At 63.6% G+C, this 25,214-nt stretch carries 15 protein-coding genes; 6 read left to right on the top strand and 9 right to left on the bottom strand.

Annotation, left to right across the window (positions count from 1 at the left end; all coding sequences use genetic code 11):
- Nucleotides 1–173 precede the first annotated feature (173 nt).
- A complete protein-coding gene (locus tag ACEN9T_RS08435) occupies nucleotides 174–1,958 on the top strand; it encodes an IlvD/Edd family dehydratase (RefSeq protein ID WP_413706092.1) in 1,785 nt (594 codons plus the stop codon).
- Nucleotides 1,959–1,998: 40 nt separating this feature from the next.
- Here the strand turns inward: ACEN9T_RS08435 and ACEN9T_RS08430 are convergent, their stop codons facing one another.
- On the bottom strand, nucleotides 1,999–3,015 hold the full coding sequence (locus tag ACEN9T_RS08430) for a LacI family DNA-binding transcriptional regulator (RefSeq protein WP_092972151.1): 1,017 nt from the start codon (nucleotides 3,013–3,015) through the stop codon (nucleotides 1,999–2,001).
- 73 nt (nucleotides 3,016–3,088) lie between these two features.
- The gene (locus ACEN9T_RS08425) at nucleotides 3,089–3,844 is read right to left on the bottom strand and encodes an IclR family transcriptional regulator (protein ID WP_413706091.1); all 756 of its coding nucleotides are present in this window, start codon (nucleotides 3,842–3,844) and stop codon (nucleotides 3,089–3,091) included.
- A 139-nt stretch (nucleotides 3,845–3,983) separates the two neighbouring features.
- Between ACEN9T_RS08425 and ACEN9T_RS08420 the strand changes: the two genes are divergently transcribed.
- On the top strand, nucleotides 3,984–5,168 hold the full coding sequence (locus ACEN9T_RS08420; RefSeq protein WP_092972153.1) for a fumarylacetoacetate hydrolase family protein: 1,185 nt from the start codon (nucleotides 3,984–3,986) through the stop codon (nucleotides 5,166–5,168).
- A gap of 8 nt (nucleotides 5,169–5,176) precedes the next feature.
- On the opposite strand, the gene ACEN9T_RS08415 is transcribed toward ACEN9T_RS08420, so the two are convergent.
- From ACEN9T_RS08415 to xylF, 5 genes are all read right to left on the bottom strand, one after another.
- On the bottom strand, nucleotides 5,177–6,061 hold the full coding sequence (locus ACEN9T_RS08415) for an SMP-30/gluconolactonase/LRE family protein (protein ID WP_413706090.1): 885 nt from the start codon (nucleotides 6,059–6,061) through the stop codon (nucleotides 5,177–5,179).
- Nucleotides 6,058–6,825 (bottom strand): SDR family NAD(P)-dependent oxidoreductase, encoded by a 768-nt coding sequence (locus ACEN9T_RS08410; protein WP_092972155.1) that lies wholly within the window; start codon nucleotides 6,823–6,825, stop codon nucleotides 6,058–6,060. The genes ACEN9T_RS08415 and ACEN9T_RS08410 overlap by 4 nt, the downstream gene beginning before the upstream one ends.
- A 46-nt stretch (nucleotides 6,826–6,871) precedes the next feature.
- Nucleotides 6,872–8,074, bottom strand: a complete 1,203-nt coding sequence (locus tag ACEN9T_RS08405; RefSeq protein ID WP_413706089.1) for a sugar ABC transporter permease — start codon at nucleotides 8,072–8,074, stop codon at nucleotides 6,872–6,874.
- Complete coding sequence (xylG, locus tag ACEN9T_RS08400) at nucleotides 8,071–9,630, bottom strand: D-xylose ABC transporter ATP-binding protein (protein ID WP_413706088.1); 1,560 nt, start codon at nucleotides 9,628–9,630, stop codon at nucleotides 8,071–8,073. The genes ACEN9T_RS08405 and xylG overlap by 4 nt, the downstream gene beginning before the upstream one ends.
- 81 nt (nucleotides 9,631–9,711) lie before the next feature.
- Entirely contained in the window at nucleotides 9,712–10,743 is a 1,032-nt protein-coding gene (gene xylF, locus ACEN9T_RS08395) for a D-xylose ABC transporter substrate-binding protein (RefSeq protein WP_092972158.1), read from the bottom strand.
- 279 nt (nucleotides 10,744–11,022) lie between these two features.
- On the opposite strand from xylF, the gene ACEN9T_RS08390 reads away from it, so the two are divergent.
- Together ACEN9T_RS08390 and ACEN9T_RS08385 are read left to right on the top strand one after the other, a co-directional pair.
- The gene (locus ACEN9T_RS08390) at nucleotides 11,023–12,246 is read left to right on the top strand and encodes a XylR family transcriptional regulator (RefSeq protein ID WP_413706087.1); all 1,224 of its coding nucleotides are present in this window, start codon (nucleotides 11,023–11,025) and stop codon (nucleotides 12,244–12,246) included.
- Nucleotides 12,243–13,325: an aldose epimerase family protein gene (locus ACEN9T_RS08385; protein WP_413706086.1), complete on the top strand. Its 1,083-nt coding sequence runs from the start codon at nucleotides 12,243–12,245 to the stop codon at nucleotides 13,323–13,325. Before ACEN9T_RS08390 ends, ACEN9T_RS08385 begins: the two co-directional genes overlap by 4 nt.
- Nucleotides 13,326–13,352: 27 nt before the next feature.
- Here ACEN9T_RS08385 and ACEN9T_RS08380 read toward each other — a convergent pair whose 3' ends face one another.
- Nucleotides 13,353–14,780, bottom strand: a complete 1,428-nt coding sequence (locus ACEN9T_RS08380) for a nucleobase:cation symporter-2 family protein (protein ID WP_413706085.1) — start codon at nucleotides 14,778–14,780, stop codon at nucleotides 13,353–13,355.
- A gap of 322 nt (nucleotides 14,781–15,102) precedes the next feature.
- Between ACEN9T_RS08380 and ACEN9T_RS08375 the strand changes: the two genes are divergently transcribed.
- Nucleotides 15,103–15,654 (top strand): hypothetical protein, encoded by a 552-nt coding sequence (locus ACEN9T_RS08375; protein WP_092972162.1) that lies wholly within the window; start codon nucleotides 15,103–15,105, stop codon nucleotides 15,652–15,654.
- A 212-nt stretch (nucleotides 15,655–15,866) separates the two neighbouring features.
- Nucleotides 15,867–16,934 carry a hypothetical protein gene (locus tag ACEN9T_RS08370; RefSeq protein ID WP_413706084.1) on the top strand — a complete coding sequence of 356 codons (1,068 nt, stop codon included), beginning with the start codon at nucleotides 15,867–15,869 and terminating at the stop codon, nucleotides 16,932–16,934.
- A gap of 111 nt (nucleotides 16,935–17,045) precedes the next feature.
- On the opposite strand, the gene ACEN9T_RS08365 is transcribed toward ACEN9T_RS08370, so the two are convergent.
- Nucleotides 17,046–25,211 carry a hypothetical protein gene (locus tag ACEN9T_RS08365; protein WP_413706083.1) on the bottom strand — a complete coding sequence of 2,722 codons (8,166 nt, stop codon included), beginning with the start codon at nucleotides 25,209–25,211 and terminating at the stop codon, nucleotides 17,046–17,048.
- Nucleotides 25,212–25,214 lie beyond the last annotated feature (3 nt).

Below are 25,214 nucleotides of genomic sequence, written 5' to 3'. Positions count from 1 at the left end.
CAAATCCAAACACCCTCCTCGAAAGTGGGGCTGACAACGCGGGCTATTGCCTGCGCCAGCTTCCGGCCCTACCATGCGTTGTTACCGGTACCAACATAGCCTGCAGGCCTCCGGAAAGCGCCACGCCGATTCCCCCCAGAGGGAACTCTGTTCCACATAACAACCGAGACACCATGCCCGCCCAACCTCCACGCAGACTGCGCAGCCAGCTTTGGTTCGATGATCCGAACCATGCAGACATGACTGCCCTCTATGTCGAACGCTTCATGAACTACGGCCTGACGCGTGAAGAGCTGCAGTCGGGCCGGCCGATCATCGGCATTGCACAAACGGGAAACGACCTGGCGCCATGCAACCGGCACCACCTGGAACTGGCGCAGCGGGTGAAGGCCGGCATACGCGACGCGGGCGGCATCCCGATGGAGTTTCCGGTCCACCCGCTTGCCGAGCAAAGCCGCCGCCCGACCGCCGCGCTCGACCGCAATCTCGCCTATCTCGGCCTGGTCGAGATCCTCCACGGCTTCCCGCTTGACGGCGTTGTGCTGACGACCGGTTGCGACAAGACCACGCCCGCCTGCCTGATGGCTGCCGCCACGGTCGACCTGCCGGCCATCGTCCTGTCTGGCGGGCCGATGCTGGATGGCTGGCACGAGGGCAAACGGGTCGGCTCCGGCACCGTCATCTGGCATGCGCGCAACCGGCTGGCTGCCGGCGACATCGACTACGAAGGCTTCATGGAGTTGACCACCGCGTCGTCACCGTCGATCGGCCACTGCAACACGATGGGCACCGCGCTTTCGATGAACAGCCTGGCCGAAGCGCTGGGCATGTCGCTGCCCGGGTGTGCCAGCATTCCGGCGGCGTATCGGGAGCGCGGGCAAATGGCCTATGCCACCGGCAAGCGCATCGTCGACCTGGTGCACGAAGACATTCGCCCCTCGAAGATCATGACGCGCGCGGCGTTCGAAAACGCCATCATGGTGGCCTCGGCGCTTGGTGCGTCCACCAACTGCCCGCCTCACCTCATCGCCATCGCGCGCCACATGGGCCTGGAACTGAGCCTCGAAGACTGGCAGCGCCACGGAGAATCGGTTCCGCTTCTGGTGAACTGCATGCCGGCAGGCGAATACCTGGGCGAGAGCTTTCACCGCTCGGGTGGCGTGCCGGCAGTGCTTCGCCAGCTTGACGCGGGCGGGTTGCTGCGGCGCGATTGCCCCACCGTGTCGGGCCGCACGATCGGCGCGATTGCCGATGCCGCCCCCGCCGCGGACAGCGATGTGATTTTTCCTGTGGACGCACCGCTCAAGCACCGCGCAGGGTTCATCGTGCTGTCGGGCAATTTCTTCGACAGCGCGATCATGAAGATGTCGGTGGTGGGCGAAGCATTCCGGCAGACCTACCTGAGCGAACCCGGCGCGGAAAACGTCTTCGAGACGCGAGCGATCGTCTTCGATGGCCCGGAGGACTATCACGCCCGCATCAACGATCCGGCGCTGGCGATCGACGAGCGCTGCATCCTCGTCATCCGCGGCTGCGGAACGGTCGGTTATCCGGGCAGCGCGGAGGTCGTCAACATGGCGCCGCCCGCGGCGCTGGTCAAGCAAGGGATCGAATCGCTGCCGTGCATGGGCGATGGCCGGCAGAGCGGCACCTCCGCGAGTCCATCGATCTTGAACATGTCTCCGGAGGCGGCTGCCGGTGGCGGCCTTGCGCTGCTGCGCACGGGCGATCGCATCCGCGTAGACCTCAATGCGCGCAAGGTCAATGTATTGGTCGACGCGGAAGAGCTTGAGCGCCGGCGTGAAACCGCAACATTCAGCGTGCCGCAGTCACAAACGCCTTGGCAGGAAATCTACCGGAAGTTCGTCGGGCAGCTTTCAACGGGCGGATGCCTCGAGCCGGCAACGCTGTATCTGAACGTGATCGAGACGCGCGGCAATCCACGGCACTCGCATTGATGCATGAAAAAGCATGAAACAGCCGGCGGCGCGCTGCCGGCTACGCGCTCTCGCGCTCGACAATGCTGAAGTCGATGCGCGAAAGCTTGCGCGCGCCCGTGACCTCGCCAACGCCGAGCGCATCGAGCAAGACCTCGCCCGTGCGCAGGCCGATGCCATAGGCATCCACGGAAATCGTCGTGATGGTCGGGTGGCAACACCACGCGACTTCAAAATTGCCGAAGCCCGCAACGGCAATGTCGCCGGGCACGGAGAGGCCGCGCCGGTGGCATTCCATGATGGCGCCGAATGCGGACATGTCACTCACGCACATCACGGCATCGGTATCGGGCCAGGCTTCGAGCAACGCGGCCATGGCCGGGCCGCCGTGGCTCATGGTGATGGGCGAGTCGCCCAGGCGGATCACGCGCGGCTCGCCAAGGCCAAGCGCCTTGATTCCGTTCGCGTATCCGCGCATGCGGTCTGTGCCACGGCGGTCCAGCTCGCTTGCGCCGCACAGGAAACCGATACGCCGGTAGCCCCGTTCGTGCAGGTGGCGCAGCATCGCGAGCGACGCCTTGGCGTTCGAGAACCCAACCGCCCTATCGATCGGGCGCTCAGGCAGATCCCACATCTCCACGATCGGGATGCCGGCGCGCTCCAGTAGCGCGCGCGTGCCTGCACTGTGGTGGCGCCCTGTCAATGCGATGCCGCGCGGCTGATGGCGCAGCAGCGACTTCACCAGCGCCTCTTCCTGGTCGAGGTGGTAATCGGTGTCACCCAGCAGCAATTGCAGGCCATGCGGCGCAAGCGCATCCGTCAGCCCGCGCACGGTGTCGGCAAAGTTGGAGCTGGCCAGCGAAGGCACCAAGGCAGCCACAAATTCCGACCGGCCGCTGGACAGCATCCCGGCCGCAGCCGTAGCGACGTAGCCGAGTGCGTCGATGGCCTGTTGCACACGGGCACGGGTTGCAGGCGACACGCTGCCGCCTGCCAGCACCCGCGATACCGTCATCTTCGACACGCCGGCCGCGCGCGCAACATCGGCCATGCGAGGGGGTGTTGGGCCAGTGGTCATTGAGAAACGTCTACGCGCAAGGGGAAAGAGGAGTGGCGATCATAGCGGAACCTGCCACGAAAACAGCCGAGCGCTACGCCTGCGCCAGCGCGCGGCCGATGCGGTCCGCCATGCCAGCAACACCGACAATGAGACGCTTCTCCCTGCGTGCGTCCAGCCGGCTGATGGGCACGCTGGAACTCACGGCAACGTGCTTTCCCAGCGGCGTGACACCGACGAACGCAGCAAAGCAGGCCAGCCCCGCCACCACCTCCTCACGCTCCGTCGCCAGCCCCCCCACGCGAATGCTTTCAAGCTCGTGGAGGAGATCGGTGCGGCGCGTGGTGGTGCGCTCCGTCATGGCGGCAAGCCGGGCCGGCAGGAGCGCGCACACCGCTTCGTCATCAAGGCTGGCGAGAAGTGCCTTGCCCAGCGCGCAGCAATGCGCGGGCAGGCGCAGGCCGACATCCGACACAAGGCGGACGGGCCGCGGCGCATCCTCCCGTGCGATGTACACGACTTCCGTGCCGTCGAGCACGGCAAGCTGGACGACTTCGTTGTGTGTGGCCACGAAGGCAGCGGATTCGCGCCGGAACGCTGCCAACAAGCTGTCGTGGCGGAAATAGGCATTACCCAGCTCAAACAAGGTCAGGCCGATCAGATAGCCATCGGCCCGCTTCTCGATCCAGCGGCGCTTTTCCAGAGACTCCAGCAGCAGGTACAGCGTGCTTCTGGACATGCCCGTCGCCTGCGCCAATGCGGCCGGACGGACGGGAGACGTCGCCGCGCAAAGTATTTCCAGCACGTCATGAATGCGCTTGAGTGCTGGCACCTCGTAGTCTGTCTTCACTGGAAACCTGCTCCGCTCATGATTGGCTCGATTGTCCAACAGGTTGGAAATTACGTCACCGTGTTGGACACCCCGCACCGCCATCTCTACGATCACGCGGGTTCCTTGGCAACAAGGGTGTCCAATTTCCGGAGTACACATGACCGCCATCGCCAACTACTTGCCGCACGATCTGGAGCAGTCAACGCTCGTTGGTCGGGTCTGGCGTACGACTGCCAGCGGCGAGGGGCCTTCTGTCGTGGTGGTGCGCAACGGTGTCGTGTTCGACATCACGGAAGCCGTGCCAACGGTGGCAGATCTGTTCGAGCATCCTGACGCACTGGCCGTGGCCCGGCAGGCACCGGGCGAAAACCTGGGCCGCGTCGAAACGCTTGTCGAACGCTCCCTGGCCGCCGATCGCACGGGCAGTGCACCAACCCTGCTTGCGCCGAACGACCTCCAGGCAATCAAAGCCTGCGGTGTGACGTTTGCTGTCAGCCTGATCGAGCGCGTGATCGAAGAACAGGCTGGCGGCGATCCGGCCAAGGCTCGCGACGTGCGCGAGTCGATTGTGGGTGTGGTGGGCTCGGACCTCTCCAAGATCAAGCCCGGCTCCGATGCCGCCATGCGGCTCAAGGAGGAACTGCAGCGCCGGGGCGCATGGTCGCAATACATGGAAGTCGGCATCGGCCCCGATGCGGAAGTGTTCTCCAAATCGCAGCCGATGTCGGCGGTCGGCTTCGGCGCCGACGTGGGCCTGCATCCGGCCTCGCGCTGGAACAACCCGGAGCCGGAGATTGTGCTGGCGGTCAGCAGCGCCGGCCATGTCGTCGGAGCAGCGCTCGGCAACGACGTGAACTTGCGCGACATCGAAGGGCGCTCCGCATTGCTGCTGGGCAAATGCAAGGACAACAACGGCTCCTGCGCGATCGGCCCATTTGTGCGACTGTTTGACGAGCGCTTCACGATCGACACGATCCGGGCGACGCAGGTATCGCTGCGTGTTGAAGGCGCGGACGACGGCTTCACGCTCGACGGCGTAAGCCACATGAGCGAGATCAGCCGCGACCCGCTCGATCTCGTCGCCCAGACCTGCGGGCCGCATCATCAATACCCGGACGGCTTCATGCTGTTCCTCGGCACGATGTTCTCGCCGATCAAGGACCGTGACGCACCTGGTGCCGGCTTTACGCACCACCTCGGCGACCGCGTGACGATCAGCGCGCCTGCACTCGGCGCGCTCGTCAACACGGTGCGCCTGTCGACAGAGATCGCGCCGTGGACATTCGGTGTCCGTGCCCTGTATCGCAACCTGGCGGCACGCGGGCTTGTCCGTCAGGGCTGAGCTGTCGCCTAAGAAAACGCCACGGCACAGTCCGTGGAAGGCAGTCCCTTGACCGGCGCGCGAAACGTGAACAATCCGCCGGCAAGGGGCTGCTGCTGCAACGCCTCTTCCGTCAGGCCCTTTCGGGCGGTAGTTGCATAGACCGTCTGCAAGTCATCGCCGCCAAATGCGAGCTTGGTGATGTTGGAACACGGGAAGTCGACGCGCCCGATGCATCGGCCGTCGGGCGAGAACCGCTCGATCCGTCCTCCGCCGAACAGCGCGACCCACACGCACCCCTCCTCGTCAACGGCCATGCCATCCGGGTAGCCGGTGCCCTCAATCGAGGTGAAGACGCGCTTGCGTTCCAGGCCGCCGTCGTCACCAAGGTCGAAGGCATAGACCACGCGCTGCAAGGTGTCTGTGTGATACAGCGTTCGGCCGTCGGGGCTCGCGGTCGGGCCATTCGTGATGACGTAGCCTGAATCGCGCACGCTCAGTTGGCCGTCCCGAGCGACGCGATAGAGCTGTCCGCTCGGCTCGCGCTCCGCATCGTCCATTGAGCCAAACCACAGCGCCCCGGTGCGATCGACAAAGCCGTCGTTCAGACGGTTGCCCGGCCGATCGGTTTCAACCGGCAACACGCGACTGAAGCTGCCCGTCGCAAACGCGAACCGGTAGAGACCGCCTTGCACACCACAGATCCAATCGCCGTCAACGCTGGGCAGCGCAAAGCCGATCTGGCCGGGCGCGACCCAGCTGCGGCGCACAGCGGTATCGGGGTCATATCGGTAGAGCCGTCTGCCTTTGATATCGACAAAGACCACGCAGCGCGACGCCGCGTGCCACACCGCGCCTTCCCCAAGCGTTGCGCCGACGCGCCAGACGCATTCCGGAATGATCGGTGCCGTCATCCGCCGTACCACCCGGCATCGACAAAGTACTCACGCGCCGAGCAACGTGCGGCGTCGTCCGATGCAAGAAACAGCGCCATGCGGGCTACGTGTTCCGGCTCGACACGCTCATGCAGGCATTGCTCCGCCAGCAGCTTGGCTTCGCTCTCGGGCGATTGCCAGAGCGCCATCTGCCGCGGCGTGCGCACCGCGCCGGGCACGATGCAATTGACGCGAATGCCGAATCCGCCGAGGTCGCGCGCCAAGCCGCGAGTCAGGCCTTCAATGCCGGCCTTGGCCGTCATGTAGATGGCGAGGTCCGCTTGGGCAAGATGCCACGAGATGGACCCAAGGTTCAGGATCACACCGCGCCCCAGCTTCTTCATGCTGGGCAGCGCGGCTTGCGCGCAGAAGAACTGATGGCGCAGGTTCACCTCGATGCGGTTGTCCCAATAGGTTTGCGTCACCGTTCCGATCTGATGGCGGTCATCATTCGCAGCGTTGTTGATCAGGACCTCGATGGGGCCCGTGTCGGCCTCAATGTCCGAGAACGTGGTGTTCAGCGCGTCGATGTCGCGCAGGTCGCAATAACGGAAGATCGGCGGATGCACGCACTCGCCCAGCGACGCTGCCAGCGCTTCTGCGTCCGCACGCGCAATATCCAGAAACGTAACGCGCGCCCCCTGTTTGGCAAAGCCTTCGACGATGGCAGCACCAATACCGCTACCGCCGCCGGTAATCACAACGTTCTTGTTAACAAGGCTCGGATAAATTGCATAAGACATAAGAGATTCCAGTTACAGCAAAAGAGATAAAGCCCGCAGCGGTGGTTCAGCGACGGCCGGAGCGCGAGATGACATCCACCCAGACGGCGAGAACGAGGATGCCGCCCTTGACGATCATCTGCCAGTAGGCGTCAACGTCGAGCATGGACATGCCGTTGTCGAGGCTGGCCATGACGAGCGCGCCGACCAGCGCACCGTAGACCGTGCCCGCGCCGCCGCGCATTGACGTGCCGCCGATGAAGCAGGCCGCAATGGCATCCAGCTCGCCCATGGTTCCGGCGGAGGGCGAGCCCGCAGCAAGCCGCGCCGTATTGACGATGCCGGCAAACGCACACATCAGGCCCATCAGCCCGAAGATGGCGAGCTTCACGCGATCGGTGTTGATGCCCGACAGGCGCGTGGCCTCCAGGTTTGAACCCACGGAGTAGATACGGCGTCCGAACACGGTCTGGCTGGAGATCCACGAAAAAATACCCAGCAGTGCCAGAACAAGGAGAACCGGCACCGGGATACCGCCATAGCTGTTGAGCGTGGCGACAAACGCAACAATGACCGCGCCCGCTGCAATCAACTTGGCGACGTCCTGCCAGAGCGGTGCGACGTCGAGCTCATAGCGGCTGTGCTCACGGCGCTGCCGGATCACCACGAAGATCAACAGGCAGAAGATCAGCACTGCCATGAGGTCACCCACCCGGCGCGGCAGATAGCCCTGGCCGATCAACACGAAGCTGTCCGACACCGGCGCAATCGTCGAGCCATGTGTGAGGCCGAGCAGAATGCCGCGATACGCGAGCATGCCGCCCAGGCCAACGATGAAGGACGGAAAGCCCCGGTAGGTTGACCACCATCCGTTGAACAGACCCATGGCCACGCCGAGCAGCAGCACCACAGGCACCGTCGCGACAATGGGCCAACCCAGTCCTTGATCCAGGATGGCAGCCACGCCGCCAAGCAAGCCCAACAGCGAACCGACGGAGAGATCGATCTCGCCCGCGATGATGACGAACACCATCCCGCAGGCCAGCATCCCCGTAATGGACATCTGCCGCAGCAGATTGGAGAGATTGCGAGGCGACGTAAACGCGCCGTCGGTCAGCATTGAAAAGAACAGCCAGATCGCGGCCACGGCGATCAGCAACGCCAGGATCTTGTAGCGTGCGAAGAGTTGCCTCAGGCGCTGGGTTGCCTTGAGCGTGCTACGCGAAGGGTCCACCCCGCCGGCGGCTTGTGGGCTCGTCTGAGAAGTCATGCGTGGCCTACCTGATGAAAAGTGGATGCGTGCCGCACCGGTTGAATGGCTGCGGTCAGAATGTGTTCCTGCGTCAGCCCATCGTTCACGAAATCGCCACGCAGCTCGCCCTCGCCGATCACCAGCACGCGATCCGAAATACCGAGCACTTCGGGCAGCTCTGATGAAATGACGATGATGGCCATACCGCGTTTGGCCAGGTCGCCGATCAGCTTGTAGATCTCGTACTTGGCGCCGACATCCACACCACGGGTCGGCTCATCCAGAATCAGGACGCGCGGCTCGGTAAGCAGCATGCGAGTGAGGACTGCCTTTTGCTGATTGCCACCCGACAGGCTGGCAATGGGCAGCATCGGATGCGCGGCACGCACGGCAAGCCGCCGCATCTCCTTGCGGATCGCATCGAGTTCGGCCGCGCCATCGATGCGCCCGAGACGCGAAAAACGCTGGAGCACGGCAAGCGTGATGTTGTGCCCGACGCTCATCAGCGAGACGATGCCGTGACGTTTGCGGTCTTCCGGCACCATCGCGATGCCCGCACGAATGGCGTCAAGCGGCGCGCGGACTTTCAACGGTTTCCCGTCAAGTACAAGCTCCACCTCGCTTGCGCCTTCATACGCGCCAAAAACCGCCTGCATCAGCTCGGTTCGCCCTGCGCCGACCAGCCCGGCCACGCCAAGAATTTCGCCCCGACGCACCGAGAAGGACACATCGTCGACCCGCTTGCGAGTCGGGTTGTTCGCGTCGTAGCACGTCACATTGCGCGCCTCGAAGACAACCTCCCCGATGGGATGGGGTTCGCGCGGGAACAGTTGCGTGATCTCGCGCCCGACCATCTGCGCGATGATGCGGTCGGTGGTCAGATCGTGCATGGGTGCGGTCGACACATGGCGGCCGTCACGGATGACGGTGACCGTGTCGCACACCGCTTCCACCTCGTCGAGCTTGTGCGAGATGTAGACACACGCAATGCCGCGCGCCTTCAGATCGCGCACGATATCGAGCAGGATGCGCGTTTCAGCCGCCGTAAGCGACGACGATGGCTCGTCCAGAATCAGCAGCCTGGCGCGCTTGTTGAGCGCCTTTGCGATTTCAATCAGTTGCTGATGGCCGCCGCCGTAGTGCATCACGGGCAACGCGACGTTGATGCCCTGGATGTTCAGGTCGCGCAGAAGCTTGTCCGCGCCCTGGTACATGGCCGCGTAGTTCATGCGGCCGCCGGGCAGCGTGATCTCGTTGCCAAGATAGATGTTCTCAGCCACCGACAATTCCGGCACCAGCATCAGTTCCTGATGGATGATGACGATGCCCGCCCGCTCGGTGTCGCGAATACCGCTCGCGTGGAGCGGCTGCCCCTCCCAGAGGATTTCGCCATCCCAGGTGCCGCTCGGGTACACACCCGAAAGCACCTTCATGAGCGTCGATTTTCCGGCGCCGTTTTCGCCGCACAGGCCAACACACTCGCCCGGCCTCACGACCAGGTTGATACCGTCGAGCGCCTTCACACCGTCAAACGTCTTGACGATGCCGCGCATCTGCAACAGAGGTTCAGACATGCCTCGTCCTTGAGGTACGAACGCGGCCGGCGACAAAGCGTTGGCTCGTCGCCGGCACGAAGTGGCCCTGGCTGCGCGACCTTACTGGCCGCCGCCGATCTGAGCCTGCGTGTAGAAGCCGTCTTTCACCACCAGGTTGACGTTGTCCTTCGTGAGTTGGGTGGGTTGCAGCAACACCGTGTCGACCTTCTTCTTGCCGTTGTCGTACTGCGCGTTGTACTTGGGCTTATCACCCTTGGCGAGTGCCACCGAAAGCTGCGCGGCTTCAGTGGCAATCAGCTTGAGCGGCTTGTAGACCGTCATCGTCTGCGTGCCGGCAATCACGCGCTTGACGGCGGCAAGGTCGGCATCCTGCCCCGACACCGGCACCTTGCCGGCCAGCTTCTGCGCAGCCAGCGCCTGGATCGCACCACCGGCCGTGCCGTCGTTGGAGGCAACCACGGCATCGATCTTGTTGTTGTTCGCTGTCAGCGCATTTTCAACAATACCCAGCGCAGCAGACGCGCTCCACTCGGGCACCCATTGCGAGCCGACGACCTTGATGTCACCGCGGTCGATGGCCGGCTGCAGCACCTTCATCTGGCCCTGCCGCAGCATCTTCGCGTTGTTGTCGGTGGGGGCGCCACCCAGCAGGAAGTAGTTGCCCTTGGGGCGGACGTTGTAGACGCCCTGCGCTTGCAGTTCGCCCACCTTCTCGTTGTCGAAGGAGATATAGGCATCGACGTCGGCATCGAGAATCAGGCGGTCATACGACACCACCTTGATGCCGGCCTTCTTGGCTTCCGCCACCACATTGGTCAGCGCCTTGGAGTTGAACGGCACGATGACGATCACGTCGACGCCGCGCGAGATCAGGTTCTCGATCTGCGAGATCTGACGTTGCTCGCTGGCATCCGCCGATTGCACCGACACTTTTGCGCCAAGCTTTTCTGCGGCAGCGACAAAGTAATCGCGGTCGCGCGACCAGCGCTCCACGCGCAGGTCGTCAATACAAAAGCCAATCTCCGGATGCGCCTTGCTGGCGTGCGCCAGGGGCGCCGCAATCGACAGGCTGGCGAGCATTGCGCCGCAAAAGGCGGCCCTCAGAACACTACGGCGTTGGTTCGATTTCATGTCTCACTCCATCTTCTATTGTTGGTGGATACCCTTAGGCCGACGGTGCGCGTGGTGCGCCGCAATAGTGATCTCGCCCGGCTCGACGGCCATCGCATGGTGATGCGGCCGCTCGGCACGGGCAATTACGAAATTGCCCAACCGCCCTAACATTTCTTGCCACCCAGCTGCGATCGTCTGACAGCGCCCCATGTAGCCAATAGAATGTGCAAGCGAGCAGCACGCCCCAGCGCTGCAGCCGTTTGGCAACCCCTGCCACCGCGAGCGGCCCGAGCCACCATGCACCGTCAACCGTCCGATCCATCGCAGCACGCGCGCATTCATCGCATTGCGCTGCTGTTCAATGCCAACAAGGTGTATGACCGCGAGATCATCGCGGGCATTGGCGACTACATGCGCTCCACGCGCGTGACGTGGGACCTGTTTCTCGAAGAGGATTTCCGCTGCCGGCTGCCCGGCATCGAGCGCTTTGATGGCGATGGCATCATTGCGGATTTCGACGACCCCGCTGTCGCTGAGGCGCTGTGCGGTTGCCCGCTGCCGGTCGTGGCCGTCGGTTCATCGTATGAAGATGCAGCGCAATACCCGGCAAAGGAGCCCTATGTCGCAACGGACAACGGCAAGCTGGTCTCACTGGCATACCGGCACCTGATCGAAGCCGGCCTGCAGCACTTTGCGTTGTACAGCCTGCCCCAGGCACCGGAGAACCGCTGGGCACAGCAGCGCGAACTGGCCTTTACCCGCTTGCGCCGGCAGGACAATCCCACCGCCCCGATTGAGCAGGAGATTTACCGGGGCCTCTCGACCAGTGCGCCGACCTGGCATCAGGCGATCGGTCAGTTGATTGAATGGCTGCGGGGCTTGCCCAAGCCCATCGGCATCATTGCCGTCACCGATGCACGGGCCCGGCACCTGCTTCAGGCTTGCATGACGGCAGGGTTGGCCGTGCCCGAGGAAGTCGCCATCATCGGCATCGACAACGATCCGCTCACACGCACCTTGAGCCGCATCCCGTTGTCATCGGTCATTCAGGGCACGGTGGAGATGGGGCGCACCGCGGCACATCTGCTGCATCAGATGCTGGGCGGCGCGCGCCTGGCAGGTCGGCAGATTCTCGTGCCACCCGTGGGCATCAATGTGCTGGCGTCGTCCCGCCATCAGCCGCTTGCCAGCCCGTATGTCATGCGGGCGCGGCACTTCATTCGGCAATACGCCTGCCAAGGGATCAAGACCGAGCAGGTCGCGGACTACGTCGGTATTTCGCGCTCATCGCTCGAAGAACACTTTCGTCGTGAATTGCATTGCACCGTGCATCAGGAAATCCTTCGCCATAAGCTCGACGCGGCCAAGCACATGCTGGCCAGCCGTGATGTCGCCACCGCCGAGGTGGCGGTGCGCTGCGGCTTTACCTCCCCGCAATACATGCATGCCGTATTCCGCCGTGAGCTGGATTGCACGCCGCGCGAATACCAGGAACGCGCCATCGCAGAGGGCCAATCATGAGCATCGCGCACGCGCTGTCCGCGCATACGCCGCTCGACGGCGCCATCTCATCGGCAACGTGGGGGCACTTGCCGGACGGTGAACCGGTTCGGCTCTTCACGCTGCGCAATGCCTCAGGCATGCGCGTTTCCATCAGCGATCTGGGGGCGACGCTCGTCTCCTGGCAGGCGCCGGATCGCAGCGGGCGCCTGGGCGAGATTCTTCTCAACCACGCGACGCCTGCCGCCTACCTGGAATCGCCGGGCTATCTGGGCGGCTTGATCGGACGTTGGGCCAACCGGATTGCCGGCGCGCGCTTTACGCTCGACGGCATCGACTACGCGCTCGACCGCAACGAGGGCGGCAACCTGCTGCACGGCGGCGCGAGCGGTTTTCATCGGGCACTATGGGACGCCGAGGATCAAGACGGCGCTCTGGTCATGCGGCTCACGTCTCCGGAAGGCGATGCCGGATTCCCCGGCAATGTCGCCGTGCGGGTTCGCTATGCGCTAGACGACGATGGCACGCTGTCGATCGACTACGAAGCCCGCACCGATGCGCCCACGCCAATCAACCTGACCAGCCATGGGTATTTCAACCTGAGCGGCAGACCCGGCACCGACATCCGGGGCCACATCCTGTCGATCGATGCCGACGCCTTTCTGGAAGTCGATGCCAAGCTGATCCCGACGCGAGCAATGAACGTCGCGGGCACGGCATTCGACTTTCGGCAGGGGGCGCCCATTGGCGCGCGGCTGGACTGGCCCAACGCGCAGTTGGCGCAGGCCGGCGGGTTCGACCACTGCTTCGTCCTGCGCAATACGGCACCGGACGATCGCCCGCATGTGCGTCCGGTCGCGCGGCTGTATGAACCCGGCAGCGGCCGCGAATTGACCGTGCTCACCGATCAGCGCGGGCTTCAGTTCTATTCGGGCCACATGCTGGCAGGCACGCACGCGCAACGCAGCGGCTTGTGTCTGGAAGCGAGCGCGTTTCCGAACCAGGTCAACATGCCCGATGCGGAAGCGGTCATGCTGCGCCCGGGCCAGGTCTACCGGCAGCACACCGCATACCGCGTCTCGGTTGCCGGAGAAACCTGAGCCGCGTTGAAGCGCGGCGTTGGATGTTCAATGCGCGGCTGCGGCCGCACCGTGCATGACTTCATGCGAGCCGCGGATGCCGTTGAACCAGGCGTTCAGCACCACGGCCACCAGCGTGCCCATCACGATGCCGCTGTGGGTGATGGGGCGCGTCCAGTCCGGGAAGTGATGGAAGAAGGCCGGCGCCAGCGTCGGCATCATGCCAAAGCCGACCGACACCGCGATGATCAGGAGGTTATGGCGCTGCTGCTGGAAATCCACCATGCCCAACATGCGGATACCGGCTGCGGCCACCATGCCGAACATCACGATGCCCGCCCCGCCCAGCACGTATTGCGGCACCGATGCCACCACGTACGACAGCTTCGGAAACAGCCCCAGCACGATCAGCAGCACCCCGCCGGACGCCGCCACATAGCGCGAGCGCACGCCCGTGATCGACACCAGCCCGATGTTCTGCGAGAACGACGTATGCGGGAACGTGTTGAACACCCCCGCCACCACCGTCGCCAGACCGTCGGCACGCAGGCCGTTGGTCAGTTCGTTGCGCGAGATCGGCTTGCCCACCACGTGCGCCAGCGCGAGGAACATGCCGGTTGATTCCACCAGCGTGATCACGATCACGATGCACATCGAGATGATGGCCGACAGCTCGAACTTCGGCATGCCGAAGTGGAACGGTGTCACCAGCGTCATCAGCGGCGCCGCGCTCGCATCCGCCAGCGACACCTTGCCGAACGCCGCCGCCACCAGCGTGCCCGTCACGATGCCCAGCAGCACCGCGATATTGCACAGCAGTGCGTTACCGAACTTGGTCAGCAGCAGAATCGTCACCAGCACCAGCGCTGCAATGGCCAGGCCGAACGGATCGCCAAACGCCGGGTTCGGCACCATGTGGCGCGCGCCGTCGACCACCTGCGGAATCATCTGCTGACCGCCCGCGGCCCAGTTGATGCCCACGCTCAGCAGCGAAAACCCGATCAGCATGATGACCGTGCCCGTCACCACGCGCGGGAACAGGCCGAGCAGCCGGCCCATGAGCGGCGCAATGGCAATGCCGAACACACCTGAAACGATGGACGCCCCGAAAATGCCGGGCAGCCCCATGCCGGGCTCCACGCCGATGGCGATCATGGGCGCAACCGCGGCAAACGTGACACCCATCATCACCGGCAGGCGAATGCCGAAGATCAGGAAGCCGAGCGATTGAATCAGCGTGCCGATACCGGCCGCAAACAGGTCGCAATTGACGAGATACGAGAGATCGCTCTTCGGCAGGCCCAGCGCATTGCCGACAATCAGCGGCACGGCAATCGCACCGGCGTACATCACCAGCAGGTGCTGCAGGCCAAGCGCGAACAGGCGGGGCAGCGGCAGAAACTCGTTGACGGGATCGGCAACGGCGTGAGCCATTGTCGACGAAGAAGGCGAGGGTTGGCCGGGGGATTGGCGCATTGTCTGTCTCCTGGGGCCGCCCCCGTGTCAATGCCGGGAGCGTGCTTTAGGCGGATGGGGCGCGTTCCATTCGCCAGCATTCATGTGGCGTGATGCCGCGTATTTGCCGGAATCTTGGAGGGGCGCCATTTTTCTGTCAACAATCCCACGCGTTTTTTGTGTACATATTTTGCGTTCTGAAACGTATGTGCGCTTGGAGCATCGTCGTGGCTGGATGCAAACCCGGGACGAGTGGCCGTCGAAGCGATTCCGCCGTTTTCCGTAGTCGTGAACGGCCATTGCCATCACTAGACTGCGGCCATCCCCCAACTGAGGAATTGCAATGCTGACAGCCCGTTTTCCCGACGCCGATCGCTCGCCCACCCTGGCCCGCCAACCTGCACTGGATGAGCTGGTCCAAGGCGTCAATGCCGACCTGCAGCTCAAGGCCGCCGCCGCACAGCGCGCACCATCGGACAACCAGGCCACGGCGTCCTATCAGGACGCGCTCGGCGCGGCAAAAGCGCAGCTGCTCGATGCGATGTACGCCTCGCAATGCGCCACAACGCAAAAATCCGGCAGCCCCGAATCGCCGCTTCAGCAGGGCATGGATGCGCTCGCGCAGACACTGCGTGCCGATGATCCAAACTGGCTCCTGGAGCAATTGCGGCAGCCCGACATTGCGGCTGGCTGCCGGCCGCACCTTCCCGTCGCGGAATCGGCGGGCGGTGCATACATTCAGGAACGGAGGATGCCGATTGCACCGACACGGTCGACCGCACCTCACACTCCCATCGAGGAACACGCACCCGGCGGTCTTTCCATGCGTATCAGCCGCCGCGAAGAGCCGCATACCGAGACGGCGACGCGGGCGCACCCCGCCCCGAGCTATTGAAGCGCGTCGCTTGTGCTCGCGATGAGCGGGACATCGGGCGCCGAAAAATCTCGCGTACGAGGGATCGAAACGTGCCGACCGCATCGCCAGGCCACTCCGATACCTTGTAGCCAGTGGAGGGCAGCAGGCCGCACAGCCTCGGAATGTTCGTAGGCCTGCTGCCGCCCGAGCGTGACTAGACTGGGTCGGTCATTTTTCTACACGAGCCCATCATGACGATGATCGACGGAGCCAGCATCGGCTACTGGAAAGCGCACGCCCCGGCGCCGGAAACCACGGCCGCGCTGAACACGCTGAGGACCTTCAACGCCTCGCATCCGCTGAACGGCGGGCCATCGCAAGTGCTCACGACTGCAAACCTGCTCGCCACGAAGACGTCCGAGCCCGGTGCCAGCGCGGCCATGGAGGCCGTCAATCGTGAGCGCGAGCAGGTCAGCGCGGCAGAGGATGCGTGCCGCACGCTGGTCGCCCAGGCGCGTGCCGGAAAGCTCGATACCGACATGCTGCGCGAGGTCCACTCGCAGACGCAGCAGTTTCAGGACGTGGTCAGCGCAGAGGCCAACAGCGGCAGCGAAGCCATCAAGGCGAGGGTCCGGAACTACATGGCGGACGGCAAGCCGGCAGACTTTCTGGCCGACTTCCAAGTCGAAACCCAACGCGCGGACGACGTCAGGAACATTGTCGGCGCACAGAACAGCAGCCCCTACACCGTGATGGACACCGACAGCTATGCGCACAACACAGTCGCACCGCTGCTGGACCAGACCCGACAGGACATGCAGGCAGTCGCGCAATACCTGCCCGGCACCCCGGAAAAAAAGGCAGCGTTGGTCAACCTGACGCGTGACCTGGACGAGCTGAAGACCACCCGGCAAACGCTCGAGCAGGATGGCACTGCCGCCGGCAACATGCAAAACCTCGGCGGTGCCCTGCAAACGCAGGCCACGCAGCACATGACGTGGGGATTCAACCAGTTGAATCAACTGGAGCCGCTCATGCGGGACGCTACTCAAGTGCAGCGCCAGGGCGTGATCGACGTGGCGATCACGCATACGCCCAATCTGGCGGGCCTGCGTGACAACGCTCTAGCCGCCGTCAATGACGTCGAGTCGGCACCCAAGAGCGTGATGGACCCATCGAATCCGGTCACCTCGGTCCAGCAGGCCTTGGGAGACGTGATCGACCCGACCACCGGCAAGGCGATGCTGCAAGCGGATCTTTACTCAAGCGGTGGACTGGAAGCGCTTATCAGCGACCCTTCGTTGAGGTGGTCGCGCTGATAGGCCCCCCGATATGAGAAGCACGGTCGCGCAGGCGGGCGGGAACGCCGCAAGCTTGCGCGACCGGCGTTTTCCCGAAGCCCTCTCCTACCGCTGCGCTCCAACATTCCCCTACTGAGTCCCCCCGGTTCCGTCGGTACTCTCCACAAGCGCTGAGCGCAGCCGCTCTTCGCAATGCCGCATCTCCCCCAGCAGTGCGCTCAGCGGGGCATCCAGTGCTTCGATGTCCTGCAGTGAATCGATCTTCATAAGATGGTCGTGCATGAACTGGACCATCCGTTTGTAGGTGGCGACCAGATCCTGCGTGACGGTCGACTCCTTGTTAATGACGACGACATCTTGGTCGCCATCCTTCTCGAAAGCCGAGCGCGATTCCTCGAGACCGCTCGCGCTGGAGGCATCGGCATAGCCCTTGATCGTCTTGCCAAATTCGGCCGTGGCTTCCTCCATCCGCGCCGCCGCGCGCCTGAGCAGTTTGTGGATGGCCGAATCCGACATACCACTCGCATCGGCGTTGAATACTGTCTCAAGTTCCTCGATCATTTGCCCGAGTTTTTCCCAGGCGTTTTCGATGTGGCTGATCACGTCTTCGATGGAATGCGGCTTATCAGATAGGGGTTGGGAAGCCCCCTCGGCAGGCTTGGAGCCGTCGCGTGCATATACCCGCTGAAGCAACGCCAACCTGGAAGACTCCTGATCAGCGCGCTGCGCAAGTTCCTTGCTATACGTTTGTACGGCGGCCGCCAGCTCGTTGCGCGCGCCCTCATAGGCTGCCCGCGCACGTTCGTCTGCCACGCCATCACGGGTTCTAAGCCAGCGGGACAACTGCTTGGCGCGCTGCGCAAGATCACCAAAGCGCAGTTGCTCCTTTGCAGGCAGCGTGGTCAAACTCGGCTCCGAATAGATCTTCAAGGCCGACTGGTCCAGGACTAACTGCGTTGCACTCCGCTGCTCTTCACGGCTGGAGTAAGGCTGAACGTGCTCAAGCCTTTTCTGCACAACGTTGAGCAGATTGCGGGCGGTGTTCGTCTGCGCAAGCGATCGCGCCAGCGACAAATGGGGCGGCAGCGCACACGGCTTACCGGCCGACAGCACGGCACGCTGCAGATAGCCGCTATAAGCATCCAGATATTTGCGTGCGACATCGAGGTCGCGCGTCAGCCTTGCATACCGCTCGTGCGTGTTTTCTCCAGCTTTGTTGGTCAGCGCGGAAGGGGACGCCAGTGCCCGGAGGTCCTGGAGGATCCCCTCCACGAATGCGCGATCCTGCTGTGCGAGCCCGGCAAGGCGACCTCGCCATTGCGCATCGGGCGAAGCAAGCCGCCTCGATAGCGCATCGACAACGCCCGCCGCCCGCTTGATCTGTGCTTTGCTGATCAGTTCCGAGGGCATACGCCGATGCTCAATTCCGGCTCGGATGAAGGTCACCACGGCACGTGCCAGATCACGCTGCTCGGCTTGGCGGTCTTCGGCTTGGGGCGGATTGGCGTCGGGCGCACCGACCCCATCATCGTCAGGACTAGGTTTGCTTGTGAGGTGATCGTCATTGACGCCTGTCGCTGGTGCCGACGGGGCTTCCAATTCAGGCGTACCGGCGCCACCGCCAGGCCCGTTCATTGGTTTGGGATCCGGATCTGTACCGGTGGGGCGGATGCCTGTGGGCGGGTCCGGCGGTTCAGGGTCATCGCCGGATTTGGGACTTCCCGGCGGCACGTCGGGCCCTGCATGCGTGGTCGTCTCGGGTGCGTGATCGGCCGCATACCGCTGCGCCTCGGTCAGTACCGCCGGGATAGAAAAGCCTGGATCCTCTTTCACGCGCGTACCAAGAACCAGCAACTCGTCGCCCATCCGCATCTGCCATTGCGTATCACCTAACACCCACAGGTCAGGATGACGATGATTTCGATAAAAGCCGCTGGACCCGATGAGCGTATCTGCAAAGTCCTCGCGCAGCGTACTGGCGTCGCCATTCATGCGCGTAGTCGGAAAATCGCCATGTTCCTGGATCAGTTCCAGTGCCTGCGCCATGGACGTCACAACCAATGGCGGTGCCTCGGCAGGAAGCTCGCGATTGAGATGTTCGATCAACTGAGCCAAGGGCCGGTCGAAACCAGCGCTTCTGCGGCTGAGGTTTTCCACGCTGTTTGCGATGGATGTAGTCAGCCCGGTGTCGCGCCGTAATGAGGCGAGATCCGTGCCGTGAAACAGCTTCTGCACATGCAGGTGACGCCCGCCCGGCACGATCAGCTGGCCACGCGTCGCTTCATCGAACGTGGTCGACATGATCCCCTCATAAACCGTCTCGAGAAACACGGGATCTGTGTGGCCAGCGGCCTCCAGTTGCCGCACGACCATATCGGCGGATACCCGTTCATCGTGCCCCTCCGGATTCGTCGCCATGCGGCCATGACCGAGTTGCCCATCGTGGCCGGCGTAACCGACGGCGGTGGCAACCCGGTCGTCGGCGGAAAACAGCGGCGGCAACCCCTCACGCACACGGCGGCCGTCGAGCATGTCGATATTGGCCTGCGCATCTCTTACGCCCAGTCCGCTATGGGCCCAGCCGTGTGCGGCGGCGAGCGCGTTGATCTCCGCGCTGCCGCTATAGAACAGAAATTCCTCTTCACCCCTGCCAAACAAGGCATTCACCACATAGAGATTTCTGGCTGCAACCAGCAGTTCGGGGCGTTGACGAAGCTCCGGTTGCATGCACGCTCGAACAAAGTTCAGCTGGGCTGCCAGCAACTCCGGCGGCAACGCTGCCGTGCCATATAGATGCTGTCGAATCAGTTCGAGATCGCGTGCATCGCCAGGCGCCTGCCGCCTGAGCATCTGCGCGTAGGCGAGACCTGGGTCCGCCACGCGAACACCTTGATCCCAATAACCGCTGCCAGCAGCATGAATGTCTGGCAACGCCTGCCCGGCCCAAGATGTGGTTACGTGGAAACCCGGCGCGGTCAAAATGCGGGAACCATCCGGGCGTGCTTGCTCTGTCCAGCCTTCTCCTTCTCGCAGGGCTCGATAGCGTTCCTCGGACACCAGCAGGTGGGTCGGCTCGGCAGGGCGATCCGCCTGATACCCGAGCATGTCGACAACCGAATTGCCCACAACAGCGACATCGCGCTGGGGCAGCCCCAGAGAACGGACGGATCGATGGATGTCTCGGTCGCGATCGAAGGCGGCGGTGAGTGATGACGCAACACCTCTCAGCTCCCGACCGCCTTCACCGCCTTCATCGTCCGGCAAGCTCAATGGAGAGGAATCACTGGGCGGGATCACTGGCGGTGGCATATCGTGAGCGGCTCCTGGCTCGGCCGGCCCTCCCTCGCTGGGCCCATTTGTGTCACCCGTCGCGTCCCGGCTCTCGCTGCCAGCCCCCTCGCCAGCCTGATCGATTGCCACCAGATCCATGCGCAGCGCTTGGTTATCGGCCAAGACAGATTGCTGCTCTTCGCGTCTGGTGTTGAGCCGTTGGATCAGCATGGCATACGTTGCCAGAGCCTCATCATCCAAAAGCCCTGTGACTTCACGGATGTCGAGCAGATTGTCCGTGATGGACTCCGGCACACCACTTTCGGCGAGGTGAGTGCGCAACGCGCCCGCCGCAAGGATGACCGCACGCTCGCTTTCGGCCAACTTCTGATCGTGCATCGCGGTAAGAAAGCGCGAGCGCAGTTCGTCGGAAACGATACCCTCTGCGCGTATCAGCTCCAGTTGGACCTCTCTGAGGCACTTATCGGCATGGTCGAGCAGATCGAGGTTGACGTTGTTGAATGCTGCGTGATCGCGCAGCAACTGCGCGGTCGGAATCTCTTCGGAAAGGATGGTGAAGCGACTGGGGGCAGGAGTCTTTGCCTGACTGACATCTTCTAACGGGACGAAAGCGCCCGCGTCCCGCTGTTGCGCATACGACTCGACAATTTGCAGGAAGGCCTCGCTCAGCACCTGGATGCCGCGCACTGGGCATCCCTGCCCAGTCATTGGCTTATTTGTGTAGGCGTAGTCGTCTGTCAGCGCATTGTTCTGCTGACGGATAGCCGACTTGAGTTTTGGATTCACCACAGGCTTTCCGTCAGTCCAGACAATCAGATCGGTGTATGCGCGTCCCTGCAGCAGCGTTGGCCCAAGCGCTCCGAAACCGAATCGCAAGGCGAGTTCATCGGGAATCTTGTGCTCGATGATCAGGCGCAACGCCTGAATCGGGTCGTCTGGCCCGCCGTTCTTCCTGGCCAGCGATTGAATGGCTGCATTGGCCACCGAGTCGATTCCATCCAGGAAAACGCCCATCGCGGTTCCCAAGTCGGTGTGAGCAATCAGCTCTCCGTCCTTTGTCTGCATTTGCAAAACCTCATGCGCCAGAAGCCGGCGGGCGGCATTCTTCATGACGACTGAGGCTCGCATGATGTCGGCGGAAAGCTGCTCTCCGTATTCCCCGACCGGGATCGCGAGGTTATCGTTGATGGACGCCTGGTGGTCACCGTCCGGGATGGGCAGGAGTGCTTCCTGAAAAGGCATGCTTGCCAACATGTCCTGCTTACCGACGGGCGCCATGGAGGCAAAGCGGCCCCGCAAGGTATCGACGTAACGCATCGCCTGCAACAGGCTGAAGCCCGTGACGCCGTCTGGGAGGACATTGCGAGGAAGCTGATTTTTGTCAAACAGCACATCGGACAGCGGCATCCTCACCATCTTCTGCATATCAAGCGGCGCGAATGGGTTGGCTTGCGAGGCGTTCTCTGCGTGGAAGACCGCGAGCTTCTCGGCCAGAGAAAAGCACAAGGCGGTGAACCCTTTGCCCAGTCGTTTGGCCTGTGCCTTTTTTATCTCTTTGGTTTCAGCCTCCGGCTGGCGCGGCTCGTCATAGCCGCTCCCCGCTTCAAACCAGGCTCGCCGAATACCTTCGGGCAACAGCTTGCCTTCTGCGCGTGTGGCGGCATCCGCCGCATCTGACAGCGCTTTCGAGAACACGTCGTCGTGAGCAAGCCGCCCAGTCCAATCCGGGTCATCGAATCCGACTTCCCGAGCAATGAACGCCAGCGCACGAATGCGCGCCAACCGCATTGCCGTGCGTTCATTGACGCTGAGATTGTCCGAATAGCGAGGCCCATACAGCGCCGTACGGCGAGCGTGGCGCTGCGCATGGACGATCTCTTCACACAACCCAGTGAGTCTCTGCTCAAACGGCGCATCCAGTGCTGCGGCATCCATCTCGATGATCCGCTCTCCCTCGTCCGTCACGTAGAACGCCATCCTTGCGGTATTACCGATCACTTTGCCTCGCTGGCCGGGGCGATGGATCAGGTGTACAGCATCAACGCAGTCACTCAATGCGCCGCCTGACATCGAAGCCTGCGTCGCTTGCCCGATCAACTCGCGCAATGCAGGCTCCCTGTCACGGAGCGAAGCCGGCACATCGATGTCGATGCCGTCTGCACGCAGCGCGCCCGTTCTTCCTGCTTCCAAATGTGGATGAAAAACAGCGAGATCGATCTCCGTATCCGCGCGCCCAGAGGCATCCGCACTGCTTACCGCCTCCTCCGCTTGCATGCTGGCCAGCATGTCCGGCGGCACGTGGATGTTGCTCTCACCGAGTTGCGCATAATCGCCATGGCCCGGCACGGTGCGAACAGCGTCGGTATCGGCCCGCCCCGCATTGACTGCAACACGCCGCTCCCGCACCGCACGCATACCACCCACCAGCGGCGCCATCCCAACCATGACGGCAAAGTTCATCACCTGCATGAACAGCGCGTGATCGCGTTGCTCGGGGTCGTCCCACACGGCAGCCAGTTGCTGCAGCCCCTGCGCCGCCTGCAGCCCGCCGGCCACGCCTGACACCGCGCGCAGCCGTTGAGCGGCCCGTGCAAGAGCAGGACGCGCATCGGCGGTTGTCACGGCTTCGGCCACCCCGTCGACTGCGCCTGCCGCGCGCACACCGGACGCTTCCGACGAAATCACTTCCGCCGCGCTACGCCCGACGGCCAACGAGTTCGCGGCCGCTTCCGACACTTCGGCACCGGAGCGCGCCGCCGCGGGCAGGCTTGCACCCCAGTCGAGCGTGCGCGCGACGGCTGCGCCTCCAGCAGCGGCCACCATCAGCCCTGCGCCAATGGCCTCGCCCGAGGTAAGCGAGCGGTCATGCCCAGCCATGTTCGCAAGATTGGCCAACCCCAGCGTGGCGGTAGGCAGCGCGATCAACAATTCCGCCGCCAAACCCACAGGCCCTGTCGACAGCGCAGCCACCACGCCCAGGGCCACGCCACCGATCAGCATCGGAATGCCCGTCGTGTCGTTGATGTCATCCAGCGTCGAGTTGATGTGGCCGGCCACCGTCTCCATGGCAATCGCGCCATTGGCACCGCTGCGCGCAACGTTGCCACCTTTCGGCATGACCAGGCAGTCCTTGGTCGTCAATGCGGTCTGCGTGCGGAAGTCGTCCAGGCTGCTGGATTTGGCCGTTGGGTCGTCGGCGCTGCCGCCACGGCTGCCGACGTAGAACGTAGTACCCCGGTCGCCCTGCACGCGCACGAGCGCCATCTGCGTCTGCCCGGACTGCTCGCCATAAGCGCGCATGGGCATGACGGTGAGCGACCAATGCTCTCGAGGTGTGCGGTTTCTGAACGCCGTGGCGTCGGCCGCCTGGATGCCATTTGCAATCGCCGTGTCGAACGCACCGATGACGTTGCCCGCGTCTGCCAAGCGGTCGCCGGTAAACCACTCCGTGGCCGCGTCGATCGGCGCTCCTGGCGTGTTGAGCCATTGCTCGACGCGGTTGGCGCGCGCCTGGGCATCGGTCGACGTACCGATGTTCGTCATGCCGAGCGACAAGCCCAGCGCATTGTGGAAAGCGGTCGACCCGGGCGTATAAGGCGTCTCGCTGATACGTCCCACCAGCGTTTGCAATTGCCCTTCCGCAGCATGGTCGGGAAGCGCTTGGTAAGCGGCCCATTGCGTCTTCGCATACGACGTCCGGTCGTCACGGGTCAGGTAGCCTTTGCCCGCAACGAAGGATTGCAACCCGCCCTGGTAATAGTCATCCAGACGCTGTGCCGCCTCGGGGTCGACCGGCTTGAGCGCGGCACGCAGGGCCTCGGGAAGCTGCTGATCGCCGTTGGCTCCCATCTGCTGGGCGCTGGCGAGCAAGGTATCGCGCGTGGTGTTTTCGGAACGCGCCAGCGTCGATTGCGGGCCGGTCAGCCACGTTGCAAACTCGGCGCCGCGATTTTTCTCCGGCAACGCTGCCTGTACAAGCGCGGCAACGCCCTCGTACCAAGATCCCGCATCGGACAGTGCTTCCGGGTTGTTGTCGAACCAGTCTTCCTTGTAGTTCGCCTTGATCCAATCGAGCGCGCGGCTCGCATCTGCGCCAGACATATAGGGCGCCAACTGCTTCATGAACTGGCCGACACGCACCAGCCCAATCGTCTGCAGGCCGGTGTCACGCTCAGAAGGTTTGAGCAGTTGCCCAATCTGATCGGTCCAAAACGCGGGCCCGAACGTTGACGCCGTCATCTGATCGATGACGCCAGCGGCTGCGGGTGTGAGCGCGTTGTTTCGGTTGATGGCTGCGATCTGCATGGCGGTCTGCACGGCACCAATGTGCGACGGATCGCGTGGGTCGCCCGCCGGCGCCTGCGCATTGCAGTGTTCCTGCACCCACAGCACACGGGCATCGTCGGCGGCTGCCACCCAACGGCCCATGATCTGCTTCTGCTCGGGCGTGGCGTGCTGCGCTGCCCACGGAAATGGATCGCGCTGCACGGCCGGGTCGTTCCAGTCGAGCGTCACGCCGGCCAGCTTCAGGATGGCGAGCTGCTGCAGCCGGCCGGCAACCTGCCCGGTGCGACGCGGGTCGGTAAACGCGGCGTCTGCGCTGGAGAGCGAGCCGAGTAACCACACGCGCTCCGCTGCAGGCAATGTCTGCACCTGGGTCAGATCAAACTGGCTTGTGCGCACCAGACCGAGCGTGACGGTGTCGCACCCGGCAAGGGTCTGCTCGAATGCCGTCAGGCCGGGGGTGCTGCGCGTGAGAGGCGCCGCCGCGCCGTCCACCTGCCCGCTCAGCGATGCGCGCGCAATGGCCTCGTCCAAGCCTTGTCCGGCATGGGCGCGCTGGGCAGCGGCAACGCCCTGGTCCCACTCCGCTTGGGGCAGCTGAACGGGCTTGTTTACCGCAGCGGCGTTCTGTTGCGCTTGGGCATCGCGCGCGGTGCGCTGCGCATCGCGAAGGCTGCCGAGGTTGTCCTGCTCTTCCGCCCGGCGCAGGCTTGCAGGCACGGC

The sequence above is a fragment of the Ralstonia sp. Ralssp110 genome (assembly GCF_047325135.1).
GTDB lineage: Bacteria > Pseudomonadota > Gammaproteobacteria > Burkholderiales > Burkholderiaceae > Ralstonia > Ralstonia mojiangensis.
Note: the sequence above shows the minus strand (reverse complement) of the source record. Positions and strands in the feature narration are given on the sequence as shown.

Excerpts from the sequence above, each read along its gene's own strand:
- ACEN9T_RS08435 (WP_413706092.1), top strand. The coding sequence starts at position 174 with ATGCCCGCCCAACCTCCACGCAGACTGCGCAGCCAGCTTTGGTTCGAT.
- ACEN9T_RS08430 (WP_092972151.1), bottom strand. The coding sequence starts at position 3,015 with ATGACCACTGGCCCAACACCCCCTCGCATGGCCGATGTTGCGCGCGCG.
- ACEN9T_RS08420 (WP_092972153.1), top strand. The coding sequence starts at position 3,984 with ATGACCGCCATCGCCAACTACTTGCCGCACGATCTGGAGCAGTCAACG.
- ACEN9T_RS08415 (WP_413706090.1), bottom strand. The coding sequence starts at position 6,061 with ATGACGGCACCGATCATTCCGGAATGCGTCTGGCGCGTCGGCGCAACG.
- ACEN9T_RS08410 (WP_092972155.1), bottom strand. The coding sequence starts at position 6,825 with ATGTCTTATGCAATTTATCCGAGCCTTGTTAACAAGAACGTTGTGATT.
- ACEN9T_RS08405 (WP_413706089.1), bottom strand. The coding sequence starts at position 8,074 with ATGACTTCTCAGACGAGCCCACAAGCCGCCGGCGGGGTGGACCCTTCG.
- xylG (WP_413706088.1), bottom strand. The coding sequence starts at position 9,630 with ATGTCTGAACCTCTGTTGCAGATGCGCGGCATCGTCAAGACGTTTGAC.
- xylF (WP_092972158.1), bottom strand. The coding sequence starts at position 10,743 with ATGAAATCGAACCAACGCCGTAGTGTTCTGAGGGCCGCCTTTTGCGGC.
- ACEN9T_RS08390 (WP_413706087.1), top strand. The coding sequence starts at position 11,023 with ATGCACCGTCAACCGTCCGATCCATCGCAGCACGCGCGCATTCATCGC.
- ACEN9T_RS08385 (WP_413706086.1), top strand. The coding sequence starts at position 12,243 with ATGAGCATCGCGCACGCGCTGTCCGCGCATACGCCGCTCGACGGCGCC.
- ACEN9T_RS08380 (WP_413706085.1), bottom strand. The coding sequence starts at position 14,780 with ATGCGCCAATCCCCCGGCCAACCCTCGCCTTCTTCGTCGACAATGGCT.
- ACEN9T_RS08375 (WP_092972162.1), top strand. The coding sequence starts at position 15,103 with ATGCTGACAGCCCGTTTTCCCGACGCCGATCGCTCGCCCACCCTGGCC.
- ACEN9T_RS08370 (WP_413706084.1), top strand. The coding sequence starts at position 15,867 with ATGACGATGATCGACGGAGCCAGCATCGGCTACTGGAAAGCGCACGCC.